Origin of the sequence: Streptomyces sp. NBC_01481, assembly GCF_026339995.1 — a bacterium.
Lineage (GTDB): Bacteria > Actinomycetota > Actinomycetes > Streptomycetales > Streptomycetaceae > Streptomyces.
In genome coordinates this window covers 602,752-620,628 of record NZ_JAPEPT010000001.1, presented here as the reverse complement: position 1 = coordinate 620,628, position 17,877 = coordinate 602,752, and the positions used below count along the sequence as shown (strand labels likewise).

The 17,877-nt window shown below is 70.7% G+C and carries 12 protein-coding genes; 3 read left to right on the top strand and 9 right to left on the bottom strand.

The window, feature by feature from the left end:
• Positions 1–6: 6 nt before the first annotated feature.
• Entirely contained in the window at positions 7–963 is a 957-nt protein-coding gene (locus OOK40_RS02980) for an EamA family transporter (protein WP_266476221.1), read from the bottom strand.
• 111 nt (positions 964–1,074) lie between these two features.
• Between OOK40_RS02980 and OOK40_RS02975 the strand changes: the two genes are divergently transcribed.
• From OOK40_RS02975 to OOK40_RS02965, 3 genes are all read left to right on the top strand, one after another.
• Positions 1,075–1,974, top strand: a complete 900-nt coding sequence (locus OOK40_RS02975; protein WP_266476220.1) for a LysR family transcriptional regulator — start codon at positions 1,075–1,077, stop codon at positions 1,972–1,974.
• 389 nt (positions 1,975–2,363) lie between these two features.
• On the top strand, positions 2,364–4,181 hold the full coding sequence (locus tag OOK40_RS02970; protein ID WP_266476217.1) for a glycoside hydrolase family 3 protein: 1,818 nt from the start codon (positions 2,364–2,366) through the stop codon (positions 4,179–4,181).
• Positions 4,182–4,443: 262 nt separating this feature from the next.
• The gene (locus OOK40_RS02965) at positions 4,444–5,010 is read left to right on the top strand and encodes a hypothetical protein (RefSeq protein WP_266478816.1); all 567 of its coding nucleotides are present in this window, start codon (positions 4,444–4,446) and stop codon (positions 5,008–5,010) included.
• Positions 5,011–5,044: 34 nt separating this feature from the next.
• On the opposite strand, the gene OOK40_RS02960 is transcribed toward OOK40_RS02965, so the two are convergent.
• The 8 genes from OOK40_RS02960 to speB form a co-directional block, all read right to left on the bottom strand.
• Entirely contained in the window at positions 5,045–6,478 is a 1,434-nt protein-coding gene (locus OOK40_RS02960; protein WP_266476216.1) for a S28 family serine protease, read from the bottom strand.
• Between the two features lie 232 nt (positions 6,479–6,710).
• A complete protein-coding gene (locus OOK40_RS02955; protein ID WP_266478812.1) occupies positions 6,711–7,055 on the bottom strand; it encodes a hypothetical protein in 345 nt (114 codons plus the stop codon).
• 163 nt (positions 7,056–7,218) lie between these two features.
• Positions 7,219–10,926, bottom strand: a complete 3,708-nt coding sequence (locus OOK40_RS02950; protein WP_266476215.1) for an ABC transporter ATP-binding protein — start codon at positions 10,924–10,926, stop codon at positions 7,219–7,221.
• A gap of 108 nt (positions 10,927–11,034) precedes the next feature.
• Positions 11,035–11,991, bottom strand: coding sequence for a serine hydrolase (locus tag OOK40_RS02945; RefSeq protein ID WP_266476214.1), 957 nt, complete (start codon positions 11,989–11,991; stop codon positions 11,035–11,037).
• Positions 11,992–12,103: 112 nt separating this feature from the next.
• Entirely contained in the window at positions 12,104–13,141 is a 1,038-nt protein-coding gene (locus OOK40_RS02940) for an esterase-like activity of phytase family protein (protein WP_266476213.1), read from the bottom strand.
• Between the two features lie 69 nt (positions 13,142–13,210).
• Positions 13,211–14,692 (bottom strand): UDP-N-acetylmuramoyl-L-alanyl-D-glutamate--2,6-diaminopimelate ligase, encoded by a 1,482-nt coding sequence (locus tag OOK40_RS02935; RefSeq protein WP_266476212.1) that lies wholly within the window; start codon positions 14,690–14,692, stop codon positions 13,211–13,213.
• A gap of 493 nt (positions 14,693–15,185) precedes the next feature.
• On the bottom strand, positions 15,186–16,868 hold the full coding sequence (locus tag OOK40_RS02930) for a thiamine pyrophosphate-binding protein (protein WP_266476211.1): 1,683 nt from the start codon (positions 16,866–16,868) through the stop codon (positions 15,186–15,188).
• Entirely contained in the window at positions 16,865–17,836 is a 972-nt protein-coding gene (speB, locus tag OOK40_RS02925; protein ID WP_266476210.1) for an agmatinase, read from the bottom strand. The genes OOK40_RS02930 and speB overlap by 4 nt, the downstream gene beginning before the upstream one ends.
• Between the last annotated feature and the right edge of the window lie 41 nt (positions 17,837–17,877).

The following is a 17,877-nucleotide window of genomic DNA, read 5'->3' as shown; positions in this document are numbered from 1 at the left end:
CCACGCTCACCGAGGAGACGTGGCTGTGCTGGGAGTACGAAAAGCGCTGGCATCCGGAGGCAGCCGACCTGCCAGGACTGCTGGTGCCGGGACGGGAGCACCTGGAACGCCTGCTCGCGACAGTGAGGTGAGCGCGACGCCGCCGACCAGCAGCACCGCCGCGCCCCAGCGCAGCGGGCTCACCGACTCGTCGAGCAGCAGCGCCGCGGACGACATGCCGAAGACCGGGACGAGGAGCGAGAAGGGGGCGACGGCGGAGGCGGGGTAGCGGCGCAGCAGGAAACCCCAGGCACCGAAGCCGAACACCGTCGCGCCCCAGGCGACATAGACGATCGTGCCTGCCCCGCTCCAGTCGAGGGAGCGCAGCGCCTCTACGTCGGCCTTGGGGCCTTCGAGGAGCAACGAGAGCGCGAGCAGCGGCAGCACGGGGACGGTGGAGACCCAGATCATGAAGTTCAGGGCGTCCGGCGGGGACGCCTTGCGGGTCAGCACATTGGACACGCCCCAGCAGGCCGCGGCCGCGATGAGGAGCAGGAAGGCGAGGACGGGTCCCGAGGTCCCCTCGTCGACCGCCGCGAGGGCGATGCCGCACAGGGCGATCGCCATGCCCAGGATCCGTACCCTGCCCGGACGTTCGTGCAGGACAACGGCCGCGAGCAGGGCCGTGAAGACCGTCTGGATCTGCAGGACGAGCGAGGAGAGCCCGGCCGGCATCCCGCGGTCCATACCGATGAACAGCAGCCCGAACTTCGCGACGCCCAGAGCCAGTCCGACGCCGATCACCCACTTCCAGGCCACCTTGGGACGGCCCACGAAGAAGACCGCGGGCAGCGCGGCCACCAGGAAGCGCAGGGCGGAGAAGAACAGGGGCGGAAAGTGGCCGAGCCCAAGCTCGATGACGACGAAGTTCACTCCCCAGACCGCGGTGACCAGGACGGCGAGTGCCATGTGTACGGGGCGCATGGGTCGATGATCAACGGCGCCGACCATGTAGCACCAGCGCGGGTTTCTTCATGGTGGAATTGAGCGTTGCTTACGAGTGCCCGATCAGGAACACACCACAGGGAGGCCGCCGTGCTCGATCTGGGACGACTGCGCGCACTGCACGCCGTCTCCGTCCACGGGTCCGTCGCCGCGGCGGCCGTCGCGCTCGGGTACACCCCGTCCGCCGTGTCTCAGCAGATCACCAAGCTGGAGCGGGAGACGCGTACGACTCTGCTGGAGCGCCGGGGGCGGGGCGTCGCGCTCACCGAGGAGGCGCGACATCTGGCCGCCACCGCACAGGAGTTGCTCGCCATCGTCGAACGCGCCGAGACCACGCTGGAGGAGCGCCGGGGGCAGCCGACCGGGCGGCTCACCATCGGCGCCTTCGCCACGGCGGCGCGTGGTCTGCTTCCCGGGGTCCTCGCCGAACTGAGCCGCAGGCATCCCGGGCTCGACGCCCGCATGACCGAGGTCGACCCGCATCTGTCCATCGACCTGGTCGCCCGCGGCATGATCGACGTGGCAGTAGCGCACGACTGGGACATCGCGCCGCTGCCCGCCCCCGAGGGGGTGGAGCAGGCCGTCATCGGCGACGACCTGTGTGATCTGCTCGTACCGGAGGGGCATCCGCTGGCCGCGCACGCGTCCGTACGCCGCGAGGAGCTGGCGGGGCAGCGGTGGATCTGCCAGCCGCCGGGCACGGTCTGCCACGACTGGCTGGTCCGTACGCTGCGCGCGGCCGGGTGCGAGCCCGATCTCGCCCACCGGGCGGAGGAGTACCACACCCAGCTCGCGCTGGTCGCGGCCGGACTGGGCATCGCGCTGATCCCGCGGCTGGGCCGGGGCACGCTGCCGACGGGGGTGGTGGCGGTGGGCCTGGATCCGGTGCCGAAGCGGCGGTTGTACGCGCTGTGGCGGGCGGGGGCGGCGAGGAGGCCGGCGATCACGGAGACGGTGGGGGTGTTGCGGGGGCGGTGGGCGGGGGGTTGAGGCCCGGGCGTCCGGTGCGGAGTGCGCCTGCCCCGCGCGGCTCCTCGCGTACAAATTGCCGAGAACCCCGGCGCGGCAGGAACCCCCCACCCGGGCCGGCCGTCTAACCGGCCGTACTGCTGGGTGAGTCTCCGCTGTGCGGTGTCGGCCCTCGCTGCTGGCTGCGATCGCTGACCACCCCCTCTCCAGCCGCCTGCGGCCGGCAGCACACCGCCACCGGTGCGGCCCCCTCCGACAGCACCGGTGGCGGCCCCCGTCCCGGTGACCTTCCGCGCGCCGCGCCGTCTTTGTCTTGCCACACCCTTGACCTGGCAGTAATTTTCGGGCTATCCGTGTGTCCTTGGAAGTTTCCTTCAACTCCCTTGTCGAGCAAGGCCGGAAGGAGCCCCATGCACGACCGGAGCCTCACCAGACGCACCCTCCTCACCGCGACTGCCGCCACCGCCGTGGCGGCGGGCGCCGTTGCCGGCGCCACCCCCGCACTCGCCCTCCCCTCCCACCGCGACCGCCTCAAACGGCTCATCTCCCGGATGAGCCTGGAGGAGAAGGTCGGCCAGCTCTTCGTGATGCGGGTGTACGGGCACTCCGCCACCGCCCCCGACCAGGCCGACATCGAGCTGAACCTCAAGGAGATGGGTGTCCGCACCGCCGCCGAGCTGGTCGCGGCGTATCACGTCGGCGGCATCATCTACTTCTCCTGGGCGCACAACACCCGTGATCCGTACCAGATCGCGGATCTGTCCAACGGCATCCAGCGGGCCGGACTCGCCCAGTCCACTCCCGTACCGCTGCTGATCTCCACCGACCAGGAGCACGGCATCGTGGCCCGCGTGGGCAGGCCCGCCACCCTGATGCCGGGTGCGATGGCGCTGGGCGCGGGCGGGTCCCGCTCCGACGCCCGTACGGCGGCACGGATCGCCGGGGCCGAGCTGGCCGCGATGGGCATCTGCCAGAACTACGCCCCGGTCGCCGACGTCAACGTCAATCCCGCCAATCCGGTCATCGGAGTCCGCTCCTTCGGCGCCGATCCCGACGCGGTGGCGGGCCTGGTCGCCGCGCAGGTGAAGGGCTATCAGAGCGCAGGCATCGCCGCGACGTCGAAGCACTTCCCGGGGCACGGCGACACCACCGTCGACAGTCACACGGGCATCCCGGTAATCACCCACACCCGCGAGCAGTGGGAGGAGATCGACGCCCCGCCGTTCCGGGCCGCGATCGCCGCCGGTATCGACTCGATCATGACGGCGCACATCCAGTTCCCCGCGCTGGACCCGAGCAATGACCCGGCCACGCTCTCGCGCCCCATCCTCACCGGCATCCTGCGCGAGGAGCTGGGTTACGACGGTGTGGTGGTCACCGACGCGCTCAATATGCAGGGCGTGCGCGACAAGTACGGCGACAGCCGGGTGCCGGTGCTCGCACTGAAGGCGGGTGTGGACCAGCTGCTCAACCCGCCGGATCTGGCCGTCGCCTGGAACGGCGTCCTCAGCGCGGTCAGGAGCGGCGAGCTCACCGTCGCCCGCCTCGAGGAATCGATCCTGCGCATCCTGCTCCTGAAGGAGAAACTGGGCCTGTTCCGCGACCCGTTCGTCTCCCGGCGCGAAGTGGAGCGCACCGTCGGCGCCCGCGCGCATCTCGCCGCAGCCGACCGGATCGCCGAGGGCACCACGACCCTGCTCGTCAACGAGGACGGACTGCTTCCGCTGAACAGGCGCAGTGGGCGCAATCTCCTGGTGGTCGGCGCCGATCCGGCCTCGCCCACCGGGACGACCGGACCGCCGACCTCCGTACTGGCGAAGGCCCTGACCGAACTGGGCTTCGCCGCGACCGCGCTGTCCACCGGGATCACGCCGACGGCCGCGAAGATCGACGAGGCGGTCGCGGCGGCTGGCGGCAAGGACGCGGTGATCGTCGGTACGTACAACGTCACGGCGACCAGCCCGCAGCGGACCCTGGTGGCCCGGCTCGCCGTGACAGGCGTGCCCGTTGTCGCGGTCGCCGTCCGCAATCCGTACGACATCGCCCGGCTCACCGGCGTACGGGCGGCGCTCGCCGCGTACTGCTGGACCGATGTCGAACTGCGGGCGGCAGCACGGGTGATCGCGGGCCGAGCCGCCCCGGAGGGACACCTTCCGGTGCCGGTGCAGCGTGCGGACGATCCGCTTCAGGTGCTGTATCCCATCGGCCACGGCCTGTCGTACGACTGACGGAGACCGACGGACCGGAGCGAAAAAGCCGAGACGGACCGGAGGGCGAAAGACCGACATACGCAAACGTGCCACGCACCCCCGGCGCACTCCCGCAAAATGTCATCAATCACCCCGCACGTCTGGCGTGGCCCGCCCCGGCGGGTCACGCTGGACGGACCGGCCGGGGGTCGGGGCTCGTGGGGGGTACGTGATGGGCGTGAAGCAGCGGTCAGCCGGGGCGGTGAGCAGCCTGGTACCGGTACTCGCCCTGGTGGTGGTCATGATCACCGGCTGCCAGCAGGCGAGCGGACGCACCGGCGCGGCCGCGAGCAGCGTCGAGAGCGCCACCCCAACACCCTCGGGATACGGCCTGGTCTTCCTCGGTCCCGGCGACTGCGCCTCGCGCGGCCGTGACTTCCATGAAGTGCCCTGCACCAGCGAGAAGGCATACGCACGGGTGACCGCCCGCCACGAGGGGCGGACGTCGGCGGGCCCTGCCTGCCCCGCCGCCACCGACTTCGTCCTGCACATCTCCGAGAGCCGTCCCTCGACGGACGAGGACGGCGACGGGGACGTTGGTCAGGGGTACGCCTGCATGCGCAATCTGGAGCCGCCGCATCCGGGCGACCCGGGCGGGGGCGGCGGTCCGCACACCGTGGTCGGCGACTGCGTCTACAGCGCGAGCGCGGGCCAGGTGAAGGAGACGGCCTGCGACGGATCGAGCACGCGCGCACCGGAGTTCAGGGTGGCGTCCTCGGTGGAGCGCCGGGCGCAGTGCCCGCCGTCCACGGCGCTGTATGTGCGGATGGAGGGTGACAAGCCGGTGGGCTGCGCCCGCCGCGTGTGAGGATCACTCGGCGGTGGGCGCAACCCCGGGGGACCTACGGCCGCAGGGCCGGCTCCCGCTCGATGTCGCGCTTGTCGAGCTTCGCGTCGTACCTGGTCAGCGGCTTCGCCTTCGCCTCGTCCTGCTGGACGGCGGCCGGGGCGACGCCCGCCCACTTCAGAATCGCGGCGGTGGCTGCCGCCTTCTGGTCGGGCACCAGGGCGGCCACATTGGCGCCGTGGTTGGCACCCGGAGCGACATACACATGGCTGTCGTGGGTGCCCCTGCCGGGCCGGAACTGCTCGGCGCCCCACGGGTCGTTCTGGCCGTAGACGAAGAGCATCTGGTTGGCGTTGTGCCGCACCCAGGTGTCCACGTCGCGCATGACCCACGGCTTGAAGCGCATCGGGATGTCGCGCGGCACGAAGTTCCGCGGCGGCTGGTACCCGTACCGGGTCAGGCCGTTGAGGTGCGGCTGCTTGATGTCGGGCGAGCCCAGCTCGGTGCCTGCCTGGTAGTAGTACGGGGTGTACGTCTCCAGGCCCTGGTCGGTGTAGGCGGAGAAGCCGGAGATCGCGTCGACGCTGTCGTAGATCTCCTGGTCGCTCGCGGTCGCGGCGGCCGGGATCGATCCGCAGTCGGCGAGCTTGCTGTACTGCCAGAAAGCCCAGACGTAGTCGAGGACGACCGCCTCGTACGCCTTGTCGAGGTTGCCGACGGTCTTGAAGGTGTGGCCCTCGGCGGTCGCGGCCGCCTGGTACTTGGCCTCCAGCGGCTCGCGCCGCACCAGTGCCTCGCGCTGGACCGCGTTCAGCTTGTCGCGGCACTCCTTGGTACCGACGTTCTCGAAGAACCGGTCGTACGCCGAGTCCTCCTTGTTGACCACGTCGTTGGGCGCGACGTACGCGACGACGCCGTCCATGTCCCGCGGGTAGTGGCGCTCGAAGTAGGTGGCCGTCATGCCGCCCTTGGAAGCGCCGGTGGCGAGCCACTTCTTGGTGTAGATCTTCTTCAGCGCCTTGAAGACCCGGTGCTGGTCGCTGGCCGCCTGCCAGATGTCCAGCTTGGACCAGTTGGCCGGGTCGGGCCTGGACGGGGTGAAGAAGCGATACTCCAGAGAGACCTGGTTGCCGTCGATGATCGCCGTCGGCTCACTGCGGCGTGGCGTGGTGCTCACGTTGTAGCCGGAGGTGAAGAAGACGGTGGGGCGACTGGTGTCCTTGTGCAGCAGGGTGATCCGCTGCTTGAACGTGCCCTTGCCGGGGTGCCGGTGATCGACCGGCTGTGTGTAGTTGAGGACGAAGTACCGGTAACCCGGGTACGGCTTCTCCTCGATGAGACTCATGCCCTCAATCGCGAGGATCTGGTCCTTGATGTCCGTGCCGGCCGTCGGCTCGGCGGCGGTAGCCGCACCGGCCGTCGCACCGGCCGCACTCACGGTGCCAATGAGCACCACGAGCGACAGCAGCCATCTGAGCGCCTTGCGCATTCACCCTCCCCTTGATTCACCTGTGGTCGCGGTGAACCTAGCGGGGGAACACCAGTCCCGCCAGCCCCAGTTGGGATCGGCTGGTCCGACCAGGTTGTGTCCGGTCGATCAGGCCGGATCAGTGAGCGGGTCTGGCGATGGGGGCACCTCCCGTGCCCGAAGGGCTACGGGGGAGAGGTGCCGTGCCAGGGCACGCGAGCCCGGCAAGATCGGCCGGACACCCCCCTAGGCGTCAGCAGAGGATCCAGCCGGTCGAGCGTGAGATGCCCGCGATCGAACCGGTGGCCCGTACACAGCGGTTGAGCGCGTGGACGGTGACGGGTCCCGCCTGGCGGGTGAAATTGCCCTTGTCGACCGCGGCCCGGCCGCCGCGCGCCTGGAGCGAGATGGACATGGCCCGCCGCGCGCCGGGCTTGCCGGCGACCGTGACGGCGCAGGCGTACTGCCGGTTCTTGTAGACCCGCAGCTCGCCGGTGGGGAATTTGACGGTCTTCAGCGGCCGGCCGCTGCACGTGGAGACGGCAGCCTCGGCGTGTGATGCCCCCGGTCCCGCCAGTGCGAGCGCACCTGCCGCCATGAAGACGGCGACGCCCTGCGCGAGCAGCCGCCGTCCTCGTCGTATGTTCCCCGACCCGTCGATGTTCCCCGTTCCACCGAACACGCTCGCACCCCTTTGTCACGGCCCCGTACATGCGTACGACGCAGCCGGGCCTCCAACGGTTGCGGTATTCGGCGATCCGTCATACGGCGGCGGGCTCGTCCTCCCCGATGAAGGTGCGCCAGAGCATGGCGTACGGCCCGTTCAGGGCGAGGAGTTCTTCGTGCGTACCGTCCTCGACGACCTTTCCGCGGTCCATCACGACCACCCGGTCCGCGCGGGCCGCCGTGGTCAGGCGGTGGGCGACGACCAGCGTGGTGCGGCGGCCCGTCAACCGGTCCGTGGCCTGGTTGACCTGTCCCTCGGTGGCCAGGTCGAGGGCCGCGGTCGCCTCGTCGAGCAGCAGGATGTCCGGGTCGACGAGCTCGGCCCGGGCCAGCGCGATCAGCTGGCGCTGGCCCGCCGAGAGGTTGCGGCCGCGCTCGGAGACCTCGTGCAGGTAGCCGCCGTCGAGGGTGGCGATCATGTCGTGGGCACCGACGGCGCGGGCCGCGGCCTCCACCTCGGCGTCGCTCGCGCCGGGGCGGCCGTAGGCGATGGCGTCCCGGACGGTCCCCTCGAAGAGGTACGCCTCCTGGGGGACGACGCCGAGCCGGTGCCGGTAGGCCGTCAGATCCAGCTCGCGCAGATCGGTGCCGTCGGCGGTGACCCGGCCGCCGGTCGGGTCGTAGAACCGCGCGACCAGCTTGACGAGCGTCGACTTGCCCGCGCCGGTCTCGCCGACGAAGGCGACGGTCTGGCCGGCCGGGATGCGCAGGTCGATCGAGTTCAGGGCCGCCTCGTCGTCCCCGTAGGCGAAGTCGACGTTCTCGAAAGCGATCTCGCCGCGCAGCGAGCGCACATCGACGGGCGCCTTCGCGGTGGCCGTCGATGTCGGCTCCTGGAGGAGCTCCTGGATGCGGCCCAGCGACACCGTCGCCTGCTGGTATCCGTCGAAGACCTGGGAGAGCTGCTGCACGGGCGCGAAGAACAGATCGATGTAGAGGAGGTAGGCGACCAGCGCGCCGGTGGTGAGGGTGCCCGCCTCGACCCGGCCCGCGCCGACGATCAGCACGGCCGCGGCGGCCACCGAGGCCAGCAGCTGAACGAAGGGGAAGTAGACCGAGATCAGCCACTGGCCGCGCACCCGGGCCTCGCGATAGCTGTCGCTGCGGCCGGCGAACCTGTCCGCGCCGTCGCGCTCGCGCCGGAAGGCCTGCACGATCCGCAGCCCTGACACGGACTCCTGGAGGTCGGCGTTGACGACGCTGATGCGTTCGCGGGCCAGTTCGTAGGCCTTGACGCTCTTCTTGCGGAAGAAGTACGTGCCGACGATCAGCACCGGCAGGGTCGCGAAGACCACCAGCGCCAGCTGCAGGTCGATGACGAGCAGGACGACCAGGATGCCGAAGAAGGTGACCACCGAGACGAACGCGGTGACCAGGCCCGTCTGCAGGAAGGTGGACAGGGCGTCCACGTCCGTCGTCATCCGGGTCATGATCCGGCCGGTCAGTTCGCGCTCGTAGTAGTCGAGTCCGAGCCGCTGGAGCTGCGCGAAGATCTTCAGGCGCAGCGAGTAGAGGACGCGCTCGCCGGTGCGGCCCGTCATCCGGGTCTCGCCGATCTGCGCCAGCCACTGCACGACCACACTCGCGAGCGCGAGCAGGGACGCGGCCCACACCGCGCCGAGCGCCACCTGCTCGACGCCCTCGTCGATGCCGTGCCGGATCATGACCGGCAGCAGCAGGCCCATGCCCGCGTCGGTCGCCACCAGCAGCAGGCTGACCAGCAGGGGCAGTCCGAAGCCGCGCAGCAGCCTGCGCAGGCCGTAGGTCTGCTCGGCGCGGACGGCACGCGCCTCGTCGATCTCGGGGGTGTCGGTCGCCGGGGGCAGCGCCTCGACCTGGGCGAGCAGCTCAGGGGTGGCGCCGGGCGCCGCGGACTCCTCGGCCCTTTCCTCGCGCTCCCACAGGCGGGGGGTGATGCCGCGCTCGACGTCGAACTCGGCGTCCAGCTCGTCCCGTACGGTGTTGTCCTCTTCCGGTTCCGCGGCGGGCAGCGGGGTGTGGCCCGGTGATACGCCGCCGAGCTCGTCCGGGTCGGTCAGCAGCCGCCGGTAGAGGGCCGAGCGCCCGGTCAGCTCCTCGTGCGTACCGATGTCGGCGAGGCGTCCGCCGTCGAGAACGGCGATCCGGTCGGCGAGGCCGAGCGTGGAGCGGCGGTGGGCGATCAGCAGGGTGGTCCGGCCCGCCATGACGCTGCGCAGTGCCTCGTGGATCTCGTGCTCGACACGGGCGTCCACGGCCGAGGTGGCGTCGTCCAGGAGCAGCAGCCGGGGATCGGTGAGGATCGCGCGGGCGAGCGCGATGCGCTGGCGCTGGCCGCCGGAGAGGGTGAGGCCGTGTTCGCCGACCTTGGTGTCGTAGCCCTGGGGCAGCTCGGCGATGAAGCGGTCGGCCTGGGCGGCGCGTGCGGCGGTCTCGATCTCTTCCTCGGTGGCGTCCGGCTTTCCGTACGCGATGTTCGTCCGCACGGTGTCGGAGAAGAGGAAGCTGTCCTCCGGCACCAGGCCGATGGCGGCGCGCAGGGATTCCATGGTCAGCTCGCGCACATCGTGGCCGCCGACCAGGACGGCGCCGTGCGTCACGTCGTAGAAGCGGGGCAGCAGCAGCGAGACTGTGGACTTGCCGCTGCCGGAGGAGCCGACGACGGCGACGGTCTCGCCCGCCCGGATCTCCAGCGAGAACCCGTCCAGGACGGGGCGCTGCTCGTCGTATCCGAAGGTCACGTCGTCGAACTCGACCGTCGCGGGCGCGTCCGCCGGGAGTTCCTTGGTGCCGTCCTGCATCGTCGGCTCGGTGTCGATCAGCTCCAGTACGCGCTCGACACCGGCACGGGCCTGCTGTCCGACCGTCAGCACCACGGCGAGCATCCGGACCGGGCCGACGAGCTGCGCCAGATAGGTCGAGAAGGCGACAAAGGTACCGAGGGTGATCTGGCCGCGGGTGGCCAGCCAGCCGCCGAGCGCCAGCATCGCGACCTGCCCGAGCGCGGGGACGGACTGGAGGGCCGGGGTGTACTTGGCGTTGAGCCTGATGGTCCGCAGGCGTCCCGCGAAGAGCTTGCGGCCGACCTCGCGCAGCTTGCCGGTCTCCTGGTCCTCCTGGCCGAAGCCCTTGACCACGCGTACGCCGGAGACGGCGCCGTCGACGACGCCCGCGACGGCCGCGGCCTGGCTCTGGGCGTACCAGGTGGCGGGGTGCAGCCGGACGCGGCTGCGCTTGGCGATGAACCAGAGGGCGGGGGCGACGGCCAGGGCGATCAGGGTGAGCGGCAGCGACAGCCACGCCATGATCACCAGGGAGATCAGGAAGAGCAGGATGTTCCCGATGGTCATCGGGAGCATGAAGAGCAGGCCCTGGATGAGCTGGAGGTCGCTGGTGGCACGGCCGACGACCTGGCCGGTGGAGAGTTCGTCCTGACGGCGGCCGTCCAGACGGGTGATCGTCCCGTACATCTCGGTCCGCAGATCGTGCTGGACGTCGAGGGCGAGGCGTCCGCCGTAGTAGCGGCGTACATAGGTGAGGGCGTAGATGAACAGGGCCGCGATTATCAGCAGCCCGGTCCAGACGGCGACGGACCGTGTTCCGTCACCGATCACGTCGTCGATGACGACCTTGGTGATCAGCGGGACGAGCGCCATGACGGCCATGCCCGCCAGCGACGAACCGAGCGCGAGCACCACATTGCGCCGGTAACGCCATGCGTAACCGGCGAGCCTCCGTGCCCAGCCTTGGTCTGCCGCCGCCACGTGGTGCCTCCCGGTCGCCCGATCCAGTTCTGAAATCGTGTTCTGATCTACCGGAAAGCACCAACGCGGCGAGCTGCGGATTTCATCCCGCCGCAACGAACGGACACCTCACCGGGTGGCGGAAATCGCGTCCCTCGCAGCCGTCTCCGGGGTGGCCGGCAGGGCCTCCTGCGGAACGGCGGGCGGGGTGAAGACCCCGGCCGACCGGGCTGTGGCCGGGTTGAGGTCCTTGTGGATGGCGCGGGCGACGGCCTGGATGGTGGTGACGCCGTAGTCCATGGTCGCGTTGTCCCACGTCAGGACGGTGATCGTGTAGTCGTGGCCGTTGCCGGTGAAGGCGCCGATGCTGTGGACGCGCCAGCCGTGGGTGGCCCGGGACAGCCAGCCGTTCTTGACCTGGACGGTGACGTCGGCGGGGGCTCCGGCCGGGGTGCCCCAGCGCTGGGAGGTGATGACCTTGCTCATCAGCTTGAGGGCGTACGCGCGATTGCCGTCGGACAGCACGGTGTTCGGCACGGTCAGCAGCGCGAGCAGCTTCTGCTCGTCACGAGCGGTGATCTGGGTGAGCCCCCAGTAGCCATCGGCGCCGGGCACCGTCTGGGTCATGCCGGCGGCCGTGAGGAAGCTTTTGATCTTCGTCAGGCCGAGCTGCTTCCACAGGGCGCTGGTGGCGGCGTTGTCCGACTTGGTGATCATGTCGTAGGCGAGCGTGAACTCGCGCTGGGTGAAGCCGCGCTTCTGCCGCTGCGCGTCCAGCAGGAGGGCCCCGAGCACGGTCACCTTCACCACGCTGGCCGAGTCGTATTTCTGGTCCGGGCGCAGAATACAACTCGTCTTGCTGACACGGTCGTTGAGGAGCACGGCGGTCGTCGACCTACGGCCAGAGAGCGCGGCGGTGATGTCGGCGGTCAGCTTGGCGGCGAGTCCCACGGTCTTGGAAGTACAGGCAACCTGCGGGGTCGCGGCGGCCGCGGGCGCGGCGCCCGCGGCCAGCGGCACGAACACGCCCGCGGCCACGACGGCCGAAGCCGCCCGCGCGCGACGCGATATTCGGTGGTGAGTCATGGAGGCTTTTCCCGTCTCCTGGTGCTGTCGCGGGTGCGCCTCTGCGGTGCACCCGCCACACATGACTCACGACTGGCTGAAAAGTTGTATGAGCGAGGTCTGAGTACTCGACTCAGTGCTGCGGAAGGCAGACCGAAAGCCGGTAGAAACGGGTGATTTGGGCGGGATTCTGGTTGTCGTCGCTGGCCAGCAGGAGGTGGATCCGGCCGCCGGGTCCTCGCGAAGTGACCGCCATGGCCTCGATGTTGTCCAGCAGCGGGTTGGGCTGGGGCTGCTTGGCCGGGGCGCCGAGGGACGGGCAGTCGGCGAGGTCGGCGAGCAGTGTCTTGCGTACGAGCCGGACCCCGTCCTGCCCCGTGACGTACTCGACACCGCTGACGTCGGTGGCATGCCGCAGGTCGGCGAGATAGAGCCGGACGGTGTTGCCGATGCCCGGCGTGAACCCGCGCTCGAGCACGAGCAGCCGGCCGTCCCCGGTGGCGGTGGTCTCGCTGATCCCGAGACCGGCGTCGGCGCGGTACGCGTACTGCTCGTCGAGCCGGAAGTCCTGCTTCGGGCTGTACCGCTTCCAGGTCTGCAGCCGCATGATCCCGGCCCCGTCACCGGCGATCGGCCCCTCCATGGCGGCGACGAGGGTACGGCCGCCGGGCCCCAGCGTCAGCCCCTCGAAGGTGAGATTCCGCGTGGCCCGCCCGGCGGGAGCGACACGCAGCGCCTCGGGCACGGGGAGGGAGCCGAGTATCGCGCCCTCGCGGCTGTAGCGGCGGATGGACGGCTCGATCTCGGAGCTGATGAGCCGGCTTCCGTCCCGCTCGACGACAAGTCCCTCGGAGTCGAGCTGCGCCCCCTTCTCGTCGGCGAGATGCACCACGCTCGTCGGCCGCAGACTCACGCGGTCGAGGCCGAACAGCTCCGAGCGGTCCGAGACCGCCGCGATGCCGCCGTCCGTGTCGACGGCGAGGGCGGAGAAGTTGCCGACGAAAGTGCCCTGGAACTCGGTCTTGTCGAGCGCGTCGGAGTAACTGTCGATGCTCACCCGGGGCGAGCAACTTCCCGTACGGGGACGGGAGTCGGCCGGAGCGGCGGCGCCGAGGCAGGTGGCGACGGCCAGGCCGGCGGTGACGGTGGCGAGTACGGTTCGCAGACGCATGGCGCCACCGTAGGCCGGTGCGGGTTGAGCACGGGCGGACTTCCCGTGAACGTTCGGCCGCCCGGCCGGCTACAGCTGAGCGGCCGCGAGTTCGCGTGCCGTCGCCATGTCGCTGAAGGGGAGCAGCTGCTCGCCGACGGTCTGATACGGCTCGCTGCCCCTCCCCGCGACCAGGACGATGTCGCCCGGCCCCGCGGCGTCCAGCGCGAAGGCGATCGCCTCACGGCGGTCGGCGAAGCGCTCGAAGCGGGTGCCGCTCACCGCGAGACCTGGCGCGATCTGGTCCAGGATCGCCTCGGGGTCCTCGTTGCGAGGGTTGTCCGAGGTGAGAACGCACAGATCGGAGTGTGTCCCGGCGATCTCCCCCATCTTCGCGCGCTTGGTGACGTCCCGGTCGCCGCCGCAGCCGAAGACGGTGACGACCTGGCCGGTGGCGAAGTCCCGGATGGCGGTGAGCACCTTGTCCAGGGAGTCGGGAGAGTGCGCGTAGTCCACGATCACGGAGGTGCCGCGAGGCGTCTCGAAGCGCTCGAAACGCCCCGGGACCGCGGGCATCCTGTCGAGTGCGGCGACCAGTCCTGTCAGGTCGTGCCCGAGCAGATGGCAGGCCGCCACGGCCGCCAGCGCGTTGGACACCGAGAAACGCCCGGGGACGGGGATCGCCGCGGGGTACTTGCGGCCGGCGTGGTGGAGGGTGAAGCGCGTACCGAGGGCGTTCATGCTGAGGTCGGTCGCCCGGTAGTCGGCCTCGGCGTCGAGTGCGTACGTCGAGACCGCGCCGGGCATCATGGCCCGGATCCCGGCTCCCACGGGGTCGTCCGCGTTGACCACCGCGCGCCGGCACAGCCCCTGGAACAGGCGCAGCTTGGCGTCCCGGTAGTTCTCCATGGTGCCGTGGTCGTCCAGGTGGTCCTGCGTGAGGTTGGTGAAGATCCCGACGTCCAGGAACGCCCGGTCGATCCGGTGGGTCAGCAGGCCCATCGAGGTGGCCTCCAGGACCACGGTGGTCACCTCCCGGTCGCGCATGCACCCGAGCAGGTACTGGAAGTCCGGCGACTCCGGCGTGGTCAGCACCGATCTCGGCATCGGGATCAGTTCGTCCCCGATCCGGCTGCCGGCCGTCCCGATGACCCCCACGCGCGCGCCCTCCGCGATCCGCAGCAGGGACTCGACCATGTACGACACCGACGTCTTCCCGTTGGTGCCGGTGACGGCCACCATGTCCATCGCCCGCCCGGGCTCGCCGTAGTAGCGGGAGGTGACGACCGCGGCCGCCTTGCGCGCGTCCGCCACCCGTACGACACAGACTCCGTCGGCCGACGCCCACACCGCGTCCGGGACCGCTTGGTCGACGAGGACCGCGACCGCGCCACGGGCCAGAGCGGGACCGACGAGCTCGAGTCCGCCCTCGCGGTGCCCGGGCACCGCGATGAACAGCGAGCCCGACGAGACGCGGTGGGCGTCGAAGCAGGCTCCCCCGGTGATCCTCGTCTCCGTATCACCCAGAAGAACCTCATGGTCGTGCCCGGCCAGCAACTCGCTCAACTTCACAGGGGGTCCTCTCAAGGGTGTGGCTTCGCCGGTCGCCCGGCCGTCGCCGAGGCGATGCCGATGGCACGCCGAGGAGTCGCGGAGGTGGTGCTCAGCAGACAGAAAGAAAGTGGTGCGGTGTTCCGGAAACCGGAGAGAAGCCCGGGCTGCGCGGAAAGAACTCCACGGGCGGGGCGAAAGGCCTAAGAGGGCCGGTGGGGCCGGTCGAACCGGTCGGGTCGGTCAGCCGTGACCGTGCAGAGCGCGGCAGCGCGCACCGGGACCGGAAACACACAGCGCCGGAGGTGCCTGTCGCAGGCTCTCCCTCATCGCTTGTGTGCAACCCATGGGTGGAGTGTACGTCCCACGGACCGGCCAGGACTCCGCGCTGCGGCGGACTGGGACCGCGCGTGGTGATCGCGCGGGGCGCACGGACGCCGGCGCGCGACATGCCTGCGCCCCGCCGGCTCGGGGGAGTGAACGGCAGGGCGCAGGAGTCGGGGGGCGGGTCGTCTCAGAGGTGGGTCGGGGCGAACATCCGCAGGACCGCCGGGAGCACGACCACCGAAGGGCCCGGCTCCGTCAGGGACTTCGCGAGGTCCTCGGCCAGGGACTGCGGGGTCGTACGGACCGCGGGCACCCCGAAAGATTCCGCCAGGGCCACGAAGTCCGGGCGGGACAGTTCCGTCGCCGTCGCCTCGCCGAAGGTGTCCTTCATGTACTCGCGCAGGATGCCGTATCCGCCGTCGTCCACGATCAGCCAGGTCACCGGGAGGTCGTACTGGCGGGCCGTCGCCAGTTCCGCGATCGAGTACATCGCGCCGCCGTCGCCGGAGACCGCGAGGACCGGGCGGGTGGGGTCGGCCGCAGCCGCGCCCAGCGCCGCCGGGAACCCGTAGCCGAGGCCGCCCGCGCCCTGGGCCGAGTGCATGGTGTTCGGGTGGCGGGCGTCGAAGGCGGACCAGGCCCAGTAGGCCAGGATCGTCATGTCCCAGAAGCTGGGGGCGTCGTCCGGCAAGGCCTCGCGGACCGAAGCCAGCACCTGCTGTTCCAGGGTGAGCTCCTGGGCTGCGATACGGGCCCGGACCCGGTCCAGGACCGTCCGTACGGATTCGGCCGCCGTGTCGTCCTCGCGCCCCTCCACCGTCTCGAGGAGCGCCGACAGCGCGAGCCGCGCGTCCGCGTGGATGCCCAGGGCCGGGTGGTTGGACTCCAGCTTGCCGGCGTCCGCCTCGATCTGGATGACCCGGCCGCGCGGCGCGAACGTGTGGTAGTTCGAGGACAGTTCACCCAGTCCTGAGCCGACGACGAGCAGTACGTCCGCGGATTCCAGGAAGTCCGTGGTGTGGCGGTCCTCCAGCCAGGACTGGAGCGAGAGCGGGTGTTCCCAGGGGAACGCGCCCTTGCCGCCGAAGGTGGTGACGACCGGGGCGTTCAGCTTCTCGGCCAGCGCGAGCAGCTTGCCGGACGCGTCGGAGCGTACGACTCCGCCGCCCGCGATGATCGCCGGACGGGTGGCGCCGGACAGCAAGTGGGCTGCGACCGCGGTCAGTTCGGGGCGCGGCACGACCTCGTGCGGAGTCGCGTCCATGGCCGTCACGACCGGCAGCGTCGTCGGCGCCAGCAGGACGTCCTGAGGGATTTCGACCCACACCGGCCCGTGGGGTGCCGTGAGTGCCGACTCCCAGGCCGCCGCGATCGCCGAGGGGATCTGGGACTGGGTGCGGGCCGTGTGGACGGACTTCACCACATCCCTGAACGAGGCCTGCTGGTCGCGCAGTTCGTGCAGATAACCGTGACGTCCGCCGCCGAGCCCTGCCGTGGGCACCTGGCTGCCGATGGCCAGGACGGGGGCGGAGGCCGCCGCGGACTCCTGCAGCGCCGCGAGCGACATCAGCGCGCCCGGGCCGGTGGACAGCAGCAGCGGCGCCACCTCGCCGGTGATCCGGCCGTACGCGTCGGCGGCGAAGCCCGCGTTGTTCTCGACGCGCAGTCCGACGTACGAGAGCGAGGAGCGGCGCAGGGCGTCGAACATGCCCAGCGCGTGCTGACCCGGCAGCCCGAAGACGGTCGTCGCGCCGAGACCGGCCAGGGTCTCGACGACGAGGTCGCCGCCGTTACGGCCCGCCGGGGGGTTCAGCGCGGCCGCGGTCTGTGCCTCGGTCGGCCGCAGGACGAGATCGTGGTCGTGCGTCACTGCGCCGCCTTCGCGGCCGCGATCTGGCGGGTCATGATCGTGGTCAGCTCGTACGCGGTGTGGGAGGCGGCCACGCACGTGATCTCCGCGTGGTCGTACGCCGGGGCGACCTCGACCACGTCCGCGGAGACGAGGTTGCAGGAGGCGAGGCCGCGCAGGATCTCCAGCAGCTCGCGGGAGGTCATGCCGCCCGCCTCGGGCGTGCCCGTGCCCGGGGCGTGCGCCGGGTCGAGGCAGTCGATGTCGATGGAGATGTAGAGCGGGCGGTCGCCTATGCGCTGGCGCAGCTGGTCGGCGACCTCGTCGGCGCCACGCCGGTAGACGTCGGCGGAGGTGACGATGCCGAAGCCCATCTTCTCGTCGTCGGTCAGGTCCTGCTTGCCGTACAGCGGCCCGCGGATGCCCACGTGGGACAGGGCGGAGGTGTCGAGGATGCCCTCCTCGACGGCACGGCGGAACGGGGTGCCGTGGGTGTACTCCGCGCCGAAGTACGTGTCCCAGGTGTCCAGGTGCGCGTCGAAGTGCAGCAGCGCGACCGGGCCGTGCTTCTTGGCGACCGAGCGCAGCAGGGGCAGAGCGATGGTGTGGTCGCCGCCGAGCGTCATCATGCGCGCGCCGGTGCCGAGCAGATCGTCGGCCGCGGCCTCGATCGTCTCGACGGCCTCGTGGATGTTGAACGGGTTCGCGGCGATGTCGCCCGCGTCGGCGACCTGCGCGAGAGCGAAGGGCGAGGCGTCCTGCGCCGGGTTATAGGGGCGCAGGAGCCTCGACGCCTCGCGGATGGCGTTGCCGCCGAAGCGTGCGCCGGGACGGTAGGAGACCCCGGAGTCGAAGGGAACGCCGACCACGGCGACATCGGTGGTGCCGACCTCGTCGAGCCGGGGCAGCCGGGCGAACGTCGCGGGTCCGGCGTACCGCGGAATACGGGACGAGTCGATCGGGCCGCGCGGCTGCTCGTTGCTGCTCATGTGTTTTGCCTTCTTTCGTACGCTTCGTTGCGGTAATTCGA